Origin of the sequence: Vibrio fluvialis (assembly GCF_900460245.1) — a bacterium.
GTDB lineage: Bacteria > Pseudomonadota > Gammaproteobacteria > Enterobacterales > Vibrionaceae > Vibrio > Vibrio fluvialis.
Map to the genome: position 1 here is coordinate 2,299,783 of NZ_UHIP01000001.1, position 12,251 is coordinate 2,312,033.

Annotated in this window: 13 protein-coding genes; all 13 read right to left on the bottom strand. The window is 49.9% G+C overall.

The annotated features are described in order from the left end of the window. Nucleotides 1–80 precede the first annotated feature (80 nt). The 13 genes from bamB to iscA all read right to left on the bottom strand — a co-directional run bounded on the left by bamB (nt 81) and on the right by iscA (nt 12,232). Nucleotides 81–1,238: an outer membrane protein assembly factor BamB gene (gene bamB / locus DYA43_RS10775; protein WP_061056814.1), complete on the bottom strand. Its 1,158-nt coding sequence runs from the start codon at nt 1,236–1,238 to the stop codon at nt 81–83. A gap of 12 nt (nt 1,239–1,250) precedes the next feature. Beyond that, a complete protein-coding gene (locus DYA43_RS10780; protein WP_020328157.1) occupies nt 1,251–1,865 on the bottom strand; it encodes a YfgM family protein in 615 nt (204 codons plus the stop codon). Nucleotides 1,866–1,903: 38 nt separating this feature from the next. After that, nucleotides 1,904–3,172: a histidine--tRNA ligase gene (gene hisS / locus DYA43_RS10785; protein WP_061056815.1), complete on the bottom strand. Its 1,269-nt coding sequence runs from the start codon at nt 3,170–3,172 to the stop codon at nt 1,904–1,906. Nucleotides 3,173–3,197: 25 nt separating this feature from the next. Further along, nucleotides 3,198–4,316 carry a flavodoxin-dependent (E)-4-hydroxy-3-methylbut-2-enyl-diphosphate synthase gene (gene ispG, locus DYA43_RS10790; RefSeq protein WP_020429906.1) on the bottom strand — a complete coding sequence of 373 codons (1,119 nt, stop codon included), beginning with the start codon at nt 4,314–4,316 and terminating at the stop codon, nt 3,198–3,200. An 8-nt stretch (nt 4,317–4,324) separates the two neighbouring features. Then, nucleotides 4,325–5,233 (bottom strand): RodZ domain-containing protein, encoded by a 909-nt coding sequence (locus DYA43_RS10795; protein ID WP_061056816.1) that lies wholly within the window; start codon nt 5,231–5,233, stop codon nt 4,325–4,327. 317 nt (nt 5,234–5,550) lie between these two features. Then, nucleotides 5,551–6,672 carry a dual-specificity RNA methyltransferase RlmN gene (gene rlmN, locus DYA43_RS10800; RefSeq protein WP_020328162.1) on the bottom strand — a complete coding sequence of 374 codons (1,122 nt, stop codon included), beginning with the start codon at nt 6,670–6,672 and terminating at the stop codon, nt 5,551–5,553. 206 nt (nt 6,673–6,878) lie between these two features. Next, nucleotides 6,879–7,310: a nucleoside-diphosphate kinase gene (gene ndk, locus DYA43_RS10805; RefSeq protein WP_020330651.1), complete on the bottom strand. Its 432-nt coding sequence runs from the start codon at nt 7,308–7,310 to the stop codon at nt 6,879–6,881. A gap of 69 nt (nt 7,311–7,379) precedes the next feature. Continuing rightward, on the bottom strand, nt 7,380–8,672 hold the full coding sequence (pepB, locus tag DYA43_RS10810; protein ID WP_020330650.1) for an aminopeptidase PepB: 1,293 nt from the start codon (nt 8,670–8,672) through the stop codon (nt 7,380–7,382). A 176-nt stretch (nt 8,673–8,848) separates the two neighbouring features. Further along, on the bottom strand, nt 8,849–9,043 hold the full coding sequence (gene iscX / locus DYA43_RS10815; protein WP_020330649.1) for a Fe-S cluster assembly protein IscX: 195 nt from the start codon (nt 9,041–9,043) through the stop codon (nt 8,849–8,851). Nucleotides 9,044–9,098: 55 nt separating this feature from the next. Further along, nucleotides 9,099–9,437 (bottom strand): ISC system 2Fe-2S type ferredoxin, encoded by a 339-nt coding sequence (gene fdx / locus DYA43_RS10820; protein ID WP_020330648.1) that lies wholly within the window; start codon nt 9,435–9,437, stop codon nt 9,099–9,101. 13 nt (nt 9,438–9,450) lie between these two features. Continuing rightward, nucleotides 9,451–11,304 (bottom strand): Fe-S protein assembly chaperone HscA, encoded by a 1,854-nt coding sequence (gene hscA, locus DYA43_RS10825; protein ID WP_061056817.1) that lies wholly within the window; start codon nt 11,302–11,304, stop codon nt 9,451–9,453. A 21-nt stretch (nt 11,305–11,325) separates the two neighbouring features. Then, nucleotides 11,326–11,841 (bottom strand): co-chaperone HscB, encoded by a 516-nt coding sequence (gene hscB / locus DYA43_RS10830; protein ID WP_020330646.1) that lies wholly within the window; start codon nt 11,839–11,841, stop codon nt 11,326–11,328. A gap of 67 nt (nt 11,842–11,908) precedes the next feature. Continuing rightward, a complete protein-coding gene (gene iscA / locus DYA43_RS10835; RefSeq protein ID WP_020330645.1) occupies nt 11,909–12,232 on the bottom strand; it encodes an iron-sulfur cluster assembly protein IscA in 324 nt (107 codons plus the stop codon). Nucleotides 12,233–12,251: the final 19 nt, after the last annotated feature.

Consider the following 12,251-nt stretch of genomic DNA (forward strand, 5'->3'; position numbering starts at 1 on the left):
CCACTTCCAAGTACGAAAAGTATAAAACGGCTCCTAACCGTTGCCAGCTAGGAGCCGTTTGTGAATTGTATCACGAAATATTACTTGATCGTCAGTTTCTTTATATCGCCATCACGGCTGATAACCAGGTAACCATTGTCCAGCACGAGTGGGCTTACCGCGAAACCGCTATCGTTCACCATTTGCTGCGCAACGAATTCGCCTGTACTACGGTCAATCCAGTGCAGGTAACCTTCGCTGTCACCCACGACAACAAAACCATTGATCAATACCGGAGCCGTAAGCAGACGGTGTTGCAGCTGATCATTGCTCCACAGTTCAGTACCACTGCGCGCATCCACCGCAACAACGTGATCTTTATCGGTCACGACGAACAGTCGGCCGCCATCGCTGGCCAGATCCGTTGATGATGAATAGTTACGTTTCCACATCGGGTTCCCGGAACGCAGGTCAATCGCAATCAGCTGACCATTAAAGCCCACGGTGTACAGCGTAGAACCGATGATCAATGGAGAGGAATCCACATCCACCAGACGATCAATCTCTGTCGCGCCTTTTGGCTGACCAACAGGTTGTTGCCAGATTAGCTGACCACGTTCAGAAATGGCGGCCGCTAAGCGCCCGGCTGACGTACCCCAGAAAACACCACCCGATGTTGCAACAGGGCGGCTGTCGCCACGCAACGTCAGATTCGGTACTTCAGTACTGATAGTCCATTTCTGCTCACCCGTTTGCTCATCGAGCGCCACCAGCGCACCGCGACTGGTGTTCACGATAATCTGGTTTTGATCCGCGGTCGGCGCAGCCAAGACTTCACCGTCAACGTTAACACGCCAAGTTTCTTCACCAGTTTCGGCGTTTAGTGCGATGACTTCACCATTTTCGCTGCCGATGTAGATTTGACCGTAAGCTGAAGCAATACCGCCAGACAAACGCGCAGGGGTATCTTTTTCCAGATTCGTTTTCCAGATGACTTTGCCGTTCGCCGGATCGAGTGCTTTGACTTCGCCATCTCGACTGGCGACAAAGATTTTGTCGTAAGCGTATTCCGGAGACAGTTTCGAGAAGTAGTGCCCCACGCCGTCACCGACAGAAGCACTCCACTCTGAACTAGGGGTAAATTCACTTTTCACCACAGGCACTGGTGCCATGATGACGTTTTCTTCTTCACCCGCACAGCCAGCCAGCAATCCCAGAACTGCGGCAGACAGGAGCACTTTGTTGAACATCTTTTTCATCAAGGTGTGCCCTTATTTGGCCAGATCATCCAGTTTCATCTGTAGCGTCTGACTTGCATCATCCGCCTGCTGCGCTTCGGTGTAAGCAGCATAAGCCGCCGCTTTATCACCTTTACGCAGAGAAATATCACCACGCAGCTCCGCGACACGGCCAGTCCAGCTTTGCTCTTTAATGTTCGCCAACTCACTCAGCGCAGCATCAAAGTTGCCTTGTTCTGCTTGCAGACGCGCAACACGATAGGTAATCACAGGTTTCAGCGCAGCATCACCCGTGGCGTTTTTCGCCCACTCTAACTGAGCCAGAGCTTCATCGAGATTACCCGCTTGCACTTGCGCTTTGGCCAGTTGCATAGCCGCCAGTACTGCGTACTCAGATTTATTATTGCTGTCGATAAAGCTTTGTACGTCCGCTTCTCCGTCAACGCCTTTGGTTGCCAGAGTTTGAATCGCTTTGGTGTAACTTGCAGAAGCAGCCTCTTGCGCTGACGTCACAGAATCTTGATAAAAACGCCAGCCAAACAAACCACCCAAGCCGATCACTGCGCCAAAGATGACAGCTTTGCCGTTCTCTTTCCACCAATCTTTGATCGCTTCAACTTGTTGTTCTTCAGTATCGTAGAGTTCCACTTCCTGTCCTCTTAGTATGAAATCTCAAAAATTAGCGTTTAGACGAGATGAGCCAGTTTGCCCGCAATCTCGGTTTGAGAAATCGTTTCTTGTTCACCGCCAGCCAGGTCTTTCAGAACTACAGTCTTCTCTGCTACTTCGTTTTCACCCAGTACCAGAGCCACTGCCGCGCCGACTTTGTCTGCACGTTTAAATTGTTTCTTAAAGTTACCGCCGCCAAAATGCGTCATTACGCGCAGACCAGGAACTTGCTCGCGCAGCTGCTCAACCAGTCTCATACCAGCCGTCAGCGTACCTTCACCGGCAGTCACCATGTACACATCAACGTTACGACGCACGTCTGTGTTACCCAAGGTTTCCATCATCAGTACCAGACGCTCAAGGCCCATCGCAAAGCCAACCGCTGGGGTTGCTTTACCGCCCAGTTGTTCAACCAGACCATCATAGCGGCCGCCGCCACACACGGTCCCTTGTGAACCCAGGCTTTCAGTCATCCACTCAAATACCGTACGGTTGTAGTAGTCAAGACCGCGTACCAAACGCTCATTTACCGTGTATTCGATACCCGCAGCGTCTAAAAGTTCACATAGACCTGCGAAGTGTGCTTTTGATTCTTCACCTAAGTACTCAGAAAGACGCGGTGCATCACCTAAAATAGCCTGAATGTCAGGGTTCTTCGTATCCAGAACACGCAGTGGGTTAGTGTGCATGCGGCGCTTACAATCTTCGTCCAGCACATCGATATGTTGCTCAAGGAAGGCAACCAGTGCTGTGCGGTAGTCTGCACGATCTTCTTGAGAACCGATTGAGTTCAGCTCAAGACGAACGTGCTTGTCGATGCCTAATTCACGCCAAAGACGTGCAGTCATCATGATAAGCTCGGCGTCAACGTCTGGGCCATTTAGACCAAACACTTCCACACCACATTGGTGGAATTGACGGTAACGACCTTTCTGCGGACGCTCATGGCGGAACATAGGCCCCATGTACCACAGACGCTGTTCATCACGGTTGATCAGGCTGTTTTGAATACATGAACGTACACAACCCGCAGTACCTTCAGGGCGAAGCGTCAGGCTGTCACCATTACGGTCTTCAAAGGTGTACATTTCTTTTGAAACGACGTCTGTCTCTTCACCAACAGCGCGGCTGAATAGGTTTGTTTCTTCAACGATTGGCATGCGCACTTCGTTATAACCGTACGCGCTGATTACGTTTTTCACGATGCCTTCCACTTTTTGCCAAAGCGGAGACTGAGTTGGGAGGCAGTCGTTCATGCCTCGAATTGCTTGAATAGTCTTTGCCACAGTACTTACCGTAATATCGTTGAGATTAATCTTGTTGCTTGATGTCGATGCGATTTTTCACATCCAACTGAGCGGCTTTAGCGCGAATTTTTGCTTCCAGCTGATCGACGAGGTCATCGTTGTCAAAACGCTCTTTCTGGCGCACACCATCTTCGTAGAATGCGCTCTTCTTGTTACTGCCAGCCAGGCCAAGATGCGACACTTCCGCTTCACCTGGCCCGTTCACCACACAACCGATGATGGAGACATCCATCGGCGTCAACACGTCTTCTAGACGCTGTTCAAGCGCGTTAACAGTACCAATCACATCAAACTCCTGACGTGAGCAGCTTGGGCAGGCGATAAAGTTGATACCGCGCGAACGAATGCGTAGCGACTTCAGAATGTCAAAACCGACTTTGATCTCTTCAACCGGGTTGGCCGCCAGAGAAATTCGCAGCGTGTCACCAATCCCTTCCGCCAACAACATGCCGAGACCGACCGCAGACTTGACAGAACCAGCGCGAGCTCCGCCCGCTTCAGTAATCCCGAGATGCAAAGGCTGATCAATCTGTTTCGCCAGCAAACGGTATGAATCCACCGCGAGGAACACATCGGAGGCTTTAACGCTAACTTTAAACTGATCGAAATTGAGTCGATCCAGAATATCGACATGGCGCATTGCCGATTCCACCAGTGCAGCCGGGGTCGGTTCGCCATATTTCATCTGAATGTCTTTTTCCAGCGAGCCTCCGTTTACGCCAATGCGAATCGGAATGCCTTTGTCGCGTGCACAATCGACCACGGAGCGAATTCGGCTTTCATTACCGATGTTGCCCGGGTTAATCCGCAGACAGTCAACGCCATATTCCGCCACTTTCAGCGCAATACGGTAGTCAAAATGAATATCCGCGACCAGAGGAACAGACACCTGCTGTTTGATCAGCTTAAACGCTTCTGCGGCATCCATCGTCGGAACCGAGACACGTACAATGTCGGCACCCACATTTTCCAACGCTTTGATTTGCGCCACAGTTGCTTCCACATCCGTAGTGCGAGTGTTGGTCATGGATTGAACGGCGATGGGCGCACCATCGCCAATTGGCACGTCACCCACATAAATACGTGTCGATGGGCGACGTTTGATAGGAGACTCGTGTTGCATAGTATTGTCTAAGGTAAGGTGAATCTTGCTACTTTGCCGGAAGTATACCCAGAAAGGTCGACAGGTTCACTCGCAAATGTGACTGAAACGCCTTCCGGAGCCCCAAGAATCACTTGCAGAGGCTTCTGACCGCGTAAATTAAGTGTCTCACCCGCTTTTTTGATGCCGGTAGACAGAGTTTTGCCAGTGGCGTCTTTCACCTGAACCCAACAGTCTGAACTGAAGTTCATGGTCAGCAGTTCACCAGAGGTTGCTTCAGCAGTTGACGCTGCTGGAGTGGTTTGTGATTCAACAACCGCTTCTTCTTGAGCTGGCGCGGGATCTTCCATCGCCATTTCGTCGCCCGTTGGCTCCTCACTAGTCTGTGCGTCTGATTGCGCTTCTGCCTGTGTAGGCTCAATGGTATTGAACTCAGGTTGCACTTCTTCTGTCGCAGGTGCAGCAGCTTGATCTGCGACCGCAGATACCGCTTCCGCGCTCTGGTCCGGCTTGAGCGTATCTTGTTCGTTGTTCTGCCACCACCACAGTGATGACATTCCAATGATGACCAGCAGAATGATCCAGGTTATGGTCATGATGCGGCTGTCATGCTTCTCACGCTTGGTTTTCTTAGAAAAACTCTGCATGGTCTGCTCTTGAGGTTCAGGCGTCACACTCTCTTCAAATGCATCCAACACCAGATGTTCCGCAAGGCCCACCGCTTTTGCGTACGAACGCAAATAACCACGGGTAAAGGTGGCGACTAAATCGGAGTCGAAATTATTTTCTTCGATATTCTGAATGATGGTAACGCGCAGTCTCAGGCGATCAGCCACTTGCTTCTGCGTTAACCCTAACGCTTCGCGTTTTTCTTTAAGAAGGGTACCTGGTTGTACTTTTGGAGTGCTTTCTGTGATGTTGTCTTGTTCTGTATTCATCCGCGATATCAATCTCGTGTTTTTGTGTCCAAGTCTGTTTCCACTCGCTTTTATTTTTGATTGTTAGTAGCGAATTCGTTACCGACTTAAACATAAGGAATGTGGTAGCGTCAATTTTATCAGCAAATCAAATCGACTTTGATAACAGAGAATCATTCTAATAGATATTAGGCAGTAAACAACATGGATTTGGGAAAGAAATTACAGACACGTCAAGGTTTTTCGTTAAATTGACATTGAAAATGACCCGAAACCTTAAAAAAACCGCCAAATGAATAAAGCCAGAGTCAACTCTGGCTTTATGAAAAATATTTTAATTACAGTGTCTTAACAGGAATCGCATTCTCAGCAACTTGTTTCATTTTAGTCCGTTTTGTACGGTCGATAACATCGCCGACCAACTGACCACACGCCGCATCGATATCGTCACCACGTGTCTTACGAATAGTCACGGTGTGATCATACTGCATAAGCGTTTTCTGGAAACGGTCGATACGTGAGTTACTTGGCTTCTTATATGGCGAACCTGGGTACGGGTTGAACGGAATCAGGTTGATCTTACACGGCGTGTCTTTCATCAACTGAGCCAGTTCGTGAGCGTGTTCTGTGCCATCGTTAACGTGGTCCAGCAGAACATATTCCACAGTTACTTTGCCACGGTTGGCATTCGATGAAGCAATGTAACGACGCACAGATGCCAGGAAGTCCTGGATATCCCAACGGTCGTTGATTGGCATGATTTCACTGCGCAGTTTGTCGTTTGGCGCATGCAGAGAAATCGCCAGCGCAACGTCGATCTGACCCGTCATCTGATCCAGACCAGATACCACCCCTGAAGTCGACACCGTTACACGACGTTTAGACAGGCCAAAACCAAGATCATCCAGCATAATTTCCAGCGCCGGGATCAGGTTTTTCATATTCAGCAAAGGCTCGCCCATGCCCATCATCACCACGTTGGTGATTGGACGACGTCCGGTCTCTTTTTCCAGACCAATTTCGCGAGCAGCACGCCACACCTGACCAATGATTTCGGATACGCGCAGGTTGCGGTTAAAGCCTTGCTGAGCGGTTGAGCAGAATTTACATTCCAGCGCACAACCGACCTGAGAAGACACACACAAAGTAGCACGGTCATCTTCAGGAATGTAGACGGTTTCTACGTCCTGATCACCCACACGCATCGCCCACTTGATGGTACCGTCAGTAGAATGCTGCGCTTCAGAAACGTATGGTGCGCGAATTTCACAGCGTTCTTTCAGCTGTTCACGCAGTTTCTTGTTGATGTTGGTCATCTTGTCGAAATCATCACAACCAAAGTGATAGATCCACTTCATGATTTGATCCGCGCGGAACGCTTTCTCACCCAGTTCTTCAGCGAAAAATGCGCGCAAGCCTTTGCGATCAAAATCGAGCAGATTGACTTTTTCTGTGGTCATGTGGCCTCTCAGAGATGGAACAAGAATTAAGGGCGCGAATTGTACAGCCTTTACGCAATGACAACAAGAGCCGCAAACCCATGAGTTTACTAAGGCATTAATATCTTTGCGGTTAAAAATCAGCCAAGGTTTCCGTGAACACCATCACGCTTTATCAGACACAAAAAAGCCCTCGATATGAGGGCTTATTGGCATCAAAATCTGGCTTATTTGCTACGAGGGCAAAGTTCAGATTCAGGGAAGAAAAATTCAATTTCGCGGGCGGCTGATGCCGGGCTGTCGCTGCCGTGCACTGAGTTCAAACGCATGCTGATCGCGTAGTCAGCACGCAGTGTGCCACATGCCGCTTCTTCCGGGTTGGTTTTACCCATCAACTCACGGTAACGGGCAATCGCATTTTCCCCTTCCAACACCTGAACCATAATCGGGCCAGACGTCATGAATTCTTTCAACGCCGGGAAAAACTCTTTACCTTCATGCTCGGCATAAAAGCCACTCGCCTGCTCTTCTGTCAGGTGTAGCATTTTGGCAGCAATAATACGCAGGCCTGCTTTTTCGATGCGATGGTAAATTTCACCAATCAAGTTACGTTCAACTGCATCGGGCTTAATAATCGAAAACGTTCTTTCAAGAGCCATAAGATGTCCTTTTTACTTCTATTGTAGTTATAAAGGGCAGCACAGCATGCTGCCCGCGATTTTTCGCTATTATTTTGCTTGATCCATCAGGATACGAGCGACAGTTTTCACACCCATACCGGTTGCGCCTGCGGCCCATTTGTCACTTGGAGACTTGCGGTAAGTGCCTGCGCAGTCAAAGTGCAGCCAGCCTTTCTTGTAGTTATTGACAAAGTAAGACAGGAACGCCGCAGCAGTGCTCGCGCCTGGAGAGTAATCACCTGAACTGATGTTCGACAGGTCTGCAAAGCTCGATGGCAGCATTTCACGGTGGAAATCCACCAGTGGCAGAGGCCACAGGCCTTCATGCTCTTCCTTCGCCGCAGTCATCGCATCATGAGACAACGCGTCATCAAAGCTCAGCAATGCGTGGAAATCATTGCCCAGCGCGTTTTTCGCCGCACCAGTCAGGGTGGCACAATCGATGATCAGCTCAGGATTTTGTTCTGAAGCGTAAATCAAACCATCCGCCAGAACCAGACGACCTTCAGCGTCAGTGTTCATGATTTCAACGGTTTTACCGTTTTTGTAGGTAATCACATCACCCAGTTTCAGCGCGCGGCCAGAAACCATGTTTTCTGCACAGCACAGGATCAGTTTGACGCGTTTTTTCAGACCACGCATGATCGCCAGCCCCAGTGCGCCAGTAATCATACCTGAACCCCCCATGTCTGCTTTCATCGCAGCCATGAAGTTCGATGGTTTCAGGCTGTAACCGCCTGAGTCAAACGTAATGCCTTTACCGACCAGACAAGCGTACACCGGTGCATTTTCGTCACCAGTCGGGTTGTAATCAAGTTGCAGCATCGCAGAAGTGCGCTCAGAGCCACGGCCTACCGCAAAGATACCTTCCCAGCCTTCGGTCAGCAGATCTTTGTCTTTCACGATACGGTAAGACACATGCTCCGGAGCCAGCGATTTGATGAACTCCGCAGCCATCGTGGCCAGTTGACGAGGGGCGACTTCTTCTGCGCTTTTGTTGATGATATCGCGCGTCCAGTCAGTCGCTTTAATGCGTGCTTCCAGCTCGTCCTGTTGTGCCTGATCCAACGCCTTCCACTCCAGCGTGTTCAGTTTCTTCGGATCGCGGTAGCCCTGATAGAACGCCCAGATCGCTTCCAGCGTCCAGCCTTCGCCATCCAACAACAGTGAACGTAAGCCCTGGTTGTCCAGTTTACGCGCCGCACGCTGAATTGCGCCTAAATCATGCGATTGCTCAAGGTGAATCATTGCACCTTGTTCAGAAAACGAAATTAGCGCTTTTTCTCCCCACTGAGGCTGAGCAGAATCTTGGCTAATGAATACAGACATCTGTGTAGACATGGTTTCTCCTTGTCCTTATCGTGGCTTCACCTCAGCCACGTCGAATAATTAACGTTCGGATGTTAGCATTTTGTCAGGTAAAAATGTCAACTTGATAAAAAAACGGACCATCAGGCCCGCTTTTTTTAGTAAAAACTGTTAACTTGGCTCCGTTTTAGAGCAGCGCGTCCAGCTGACTAGTCGCGTTCGTCCATCCAGCACAGGATCACGGCTTCCAGAATCTTCTCATTTGAGCGGTTCGGCTCATCATCAAAGTCTTCTAAGTCAAGGATCCATTGGTGCAGATCGGTAAACCTTACGGTTTGCGGATCGACATCCGGGTACTGTTCACAGAGCTCAATCGCGATGTCGCGCGAATCTGTCCATTTCATGTCAACATTCCTAGTTCTATGCGGCCCCGGCTATAGAATAGGCGAGGCTCACGGATTAATGGTCTTCTGACGCGTGGTTCAGCGTGTATTTCGGAATCTCTACCACCAGGTCTTCATCCGCCACTCGTGCCTGACAGCTGAGACGAGATTCTGGCTCCAGACCCCAAGCTTTATCCAGCATATCGTCTTCCAGTTCATCACTCTCTTCCAGTGAATCAAAACCTTCACGAACGATACAGTGGCAAGTGGTGCACGCGCACGATTTCTCACACGCATGTTCAATGGCGATACCGTTTTTTAGTGCCACATCAAGAATCGTTTCCCCTGCTTGCGCTTCTAATACTGCGCCTTCAGGGCAAAGGGTTTCATGAGGCAAAACAATAATCTTAGGCATGTTGGTAGTCTCTTCAAATCTCGTCAACAGAATGACCGGCCAGCGCAGCACGGATGGATTTATCCATACGACGTGATGCAAAGTCCTGACTGGCTTTGTCGGTATCTTTAATGCCCTGTTCAATGGCATCAGCATTGTCGCCATTGCGCAGTTCAATCAGTTTTTCAATAGCTTGCAGTAGTGTCTGACGCTCTTCTTCGGTCAGCAAATCGTCACCGTCTGCCTGCATGGCGGAAATCAGACCTTCAATCACGCGGTCGGCTTCCACACGCTGTTCAACCAGAGCACGCACCTGCATGTCATCTTTGGCGTGCGCCATCGAATCTTTCAGCATGTTGGCTACTTCGTCGTCACTCAGACCGTAAGACGGTTTGACCTGAATTTCTGACTGCACACCAGTGCTCTTTTCCATTGCAGTTACGGACAACAGTCCATCAGCATCGACCTGATACGTCACGCGAATGTGCGCCGCACCCGCTGCCATTGGTGGAATGCCTTTGAGCGAGAAACGCGCCAGCGAGCGGCAATCATCCACCAGTTCACGCTCGCCCTGCACCACGTGCACGCTCATCGCCGTTTGACCATCTTTAAAAGTGGTAAACTCTTGCGCGCGAGCAACAGGAATGGTGGTGTTGCGTGGAATGATTTTTTCCACCAGACCGCCCATGGTTTCGATACCCAGCGACAGTGGAATCACGTCCAGTAGCAACATTTCTGAATCCGGCTTGTTACCCGCCAGAATGTCCGCCTGAATCGCGGCACCAATCGCCACAACTTCATCCGGGTTGATGCTGGTCAGCGGTGTACGGCCAAAGAACTCGCCAACCATAGCACGTACGAATGGCGTTCGAGTGGAACCGCCCACCATCACAACTTCTAACACTTCGTCTGCGGCTACATCGGCATCTTTCAGTGCACGGCGGCACGCCATCAGCGTCTTTTTCACCAGCGGCTGAATCAGTTCATTCAGTGTTTCTCGACTAAGTGAACCGGACCATCCCAGCACATCAACTGGCGCTTCTTCGGCGTCAGTCAGGGCAATTTTTGCTTGTGTCGCCGCATTGATCAACGCGCGGTATTTATCAGCACTCAACTTTCCTTCCAAGCCCATTTGAGCTTGCAGGTGATCAGCAATCAAGTGGTCAAAATCATCACCGCCCAGCGCCGAATCGCCGCCTGTTGCCAACACCTCGAACACACCTTTAGAAAGGCGCAGAATCGAAATATCGAATGTACCACCACCCAGGTCATACACGGCGATCACGCCTTCCTGACCGGAGTCCAGGCCATAAGCAATCGCTGCTGCTGTTGGTTCGTTCAGCAGACGTAACACATGTAATCCGGCCAGATTCGCCGCATCTTTAGTGCCCGCACGCTGCGCGTCATCAAAGTAAGCCGGCACCGTGATCACCACGCCAGCCAGTTCACCGCCCAGAGTACTTTCAGCACGTTTCGCCAGTGATTTAAGAATGTCCGCAGAAACCTGAATCGGGTTCTTGTCACCCTGTTCGGTTTGCAGAATCGGCAGGCCGTTGTCACTCGCTTTAAAACGGTATGGCAGGTTGGTATAGCGAGTTTCAATATCTTGCAGTGAACGACCAATCAGGCGTTTCACCGAAATGATGGTGTTTTCAGGATCAGCCTGAGCTTTATCTCGTGCTTCGTAGCCAACCAAGCTTTCTTCGCCTGAGTAGTTCACGACGGAAGGCAGAATGCTTCTTCCTTGCTCATCAAGCAACGTGGTTGCGCTGCCGCTGCGTACGGATGCAACCAGTGAGTTGGTGGTTCCCAGGTCAATACCCGCGGCCAGTTTATGCTGGTGCGGCGCCGAACTTTGACCAGGTTCTGCAATCTGAAGTAATGCCATGGATGGGTCCTTTTATTTGAATTAGCCGAGCAGCTTGTCTTCGACTCGTTCTATTTCAGTTTTTAATTTGGCAATAAATTTAAGTTTACGTACGGTATCTGCGGCAGTTTCCCATTGCGCCTCGTTCAGCTCTTTTTCGACCTGAACCAGATGCTGCTTGTACATCTTGCTGACTTTGCCATCAAAATCAAACAAGGCACTTTCCGGATCTGCACGACTTTCGACCGCTTCAAGTTCTTCACGCAGTTCCATCTGTTCCATCAGGAACATCGGATCCTGAAGCGTTTGTTGCTCACCACGAAGCTCAACGCCATTTAAAGACAGCAGGTATTCTGCGCGATTGATTGGGCTTTTCAAAATTTGGTGGGCGTCATTAATCTGCGCCGCTTTCTGGACCGCCAACAGGCGATCCCGCTCAGACGCGGTGGCAAAATTATCCGGATGGAAACGCTTTTGCAACTCACGGAACTGAGAAGAAAGAAGGCTACCATCCAGATCAAACTGAGTTGGTAGCCCAAATAATTCAAAGTAATTCATGTAAAACCGGTCCTTAACATTCGGAGACAGGCAACCAATGGCTACCTGCAACACCGAGATTCAACCGTTAAACGTTGAAGCTTTCACCACAACCACATTCACTTTTCGCATTTGGGTTGTTGAACTCAAAACCTTCGTTTAACCCTTCTTTCTTATAATCGAGCTGAGTGCCGTCGAGATAAACCAGGCTCTTGCTGTCGATGATCACTTTCACACCATGATCTTCAAACACCTGATCTTCTTCGTTGAGTTCATCAACGAATTCCAACACGTAAGCCATACCAGAGCAGCCTGTGGTTTTTACACCCAGACGTAAACCGACACCTTTACCCCGGTTATCCAGGTAAGATTTCACTCGGCTTGCTGCGGTTTCGGTTAGGGTAATGGCCATACTACAACCTTTGATTCTC

Excerpts from the sequence above, each read along its gene's own strand:
- bamB (WP_061056814.1), bottom strand. The coding sequence starts at position 1,238 with ATGAAAAAGATGTTCAACAAAGTGCTCCTGTCTGCCGCAGTTCTGGGA.
- ispG (WP_020429906.1), bottom strand. The coding sequence starts at position 4,316 with ATGCAACACGAGTCTCCTATCAAACGTCGCCCATCGACACGTATTTAT.
- DYA43_RS10795 (WP_061056816.1), bottom strand. The coding sequence starts at position 5,233 with ATGAATACAGAACAAGACAACATCACAGAAAGCACTCCAAAAGTACAA.
- rlmN (WP_020328162.1), bottom strand. The coding sequence starts at position 6,672 with ATGACCACAGAAAAAGTCAATCTGCTCGATTTTGATCGCAAAGGCTTG.
- ndk (WP_020330651.1), bottom strand. The coding sequence starts at position 7,310 with ATGGCTCTTGAAAGAACGTTTTCGATTATTAAGCCCGATGCAGTTGAA.
- pepB (WP_020330650.1), bottom strand. The coding sequence starts at position 8,672 with ATGTCTACACAGATGTCTGTATTCATTAGCCAAGATTCTGCTCAGCCT.
- iscX (WP_020330649.1), bottom strand. The coding sequence starts at position 9,043 with ATGAAATGGACAGATTCGCGCGACATCGCGATTGAGCTCTGTGAACAG.
- fdx (WP_020330648.1), bottom strand. The coding sequence starts at position 9,437 with ATGCCTAAGATTATTGTTTTGCCTCATGAAACCCTTTGCCCTGAAGGC.
- hscA (WP_061056817.1), bottom strand. The coding sequence starts at position 11,304 with ATGGCATTACTTCAGATTGCAGAACCTGGTCAAAGTTCGGCGCCGCAC.
- hscB (WP_020330646.1), bottom strand. The coding sequence starts at position 11,841 with ATGAATTACTTTGAATTATTTGGGCTACCAACTCAGTTTGATCTGGAT.
- iscA (WP_020330645.1), bottom strand. The coding sequence starts at position 12,232 with ATGGCCATTACCCTAACCGAAACCGCAGCAAGCCGAGTGAAATCTTAC.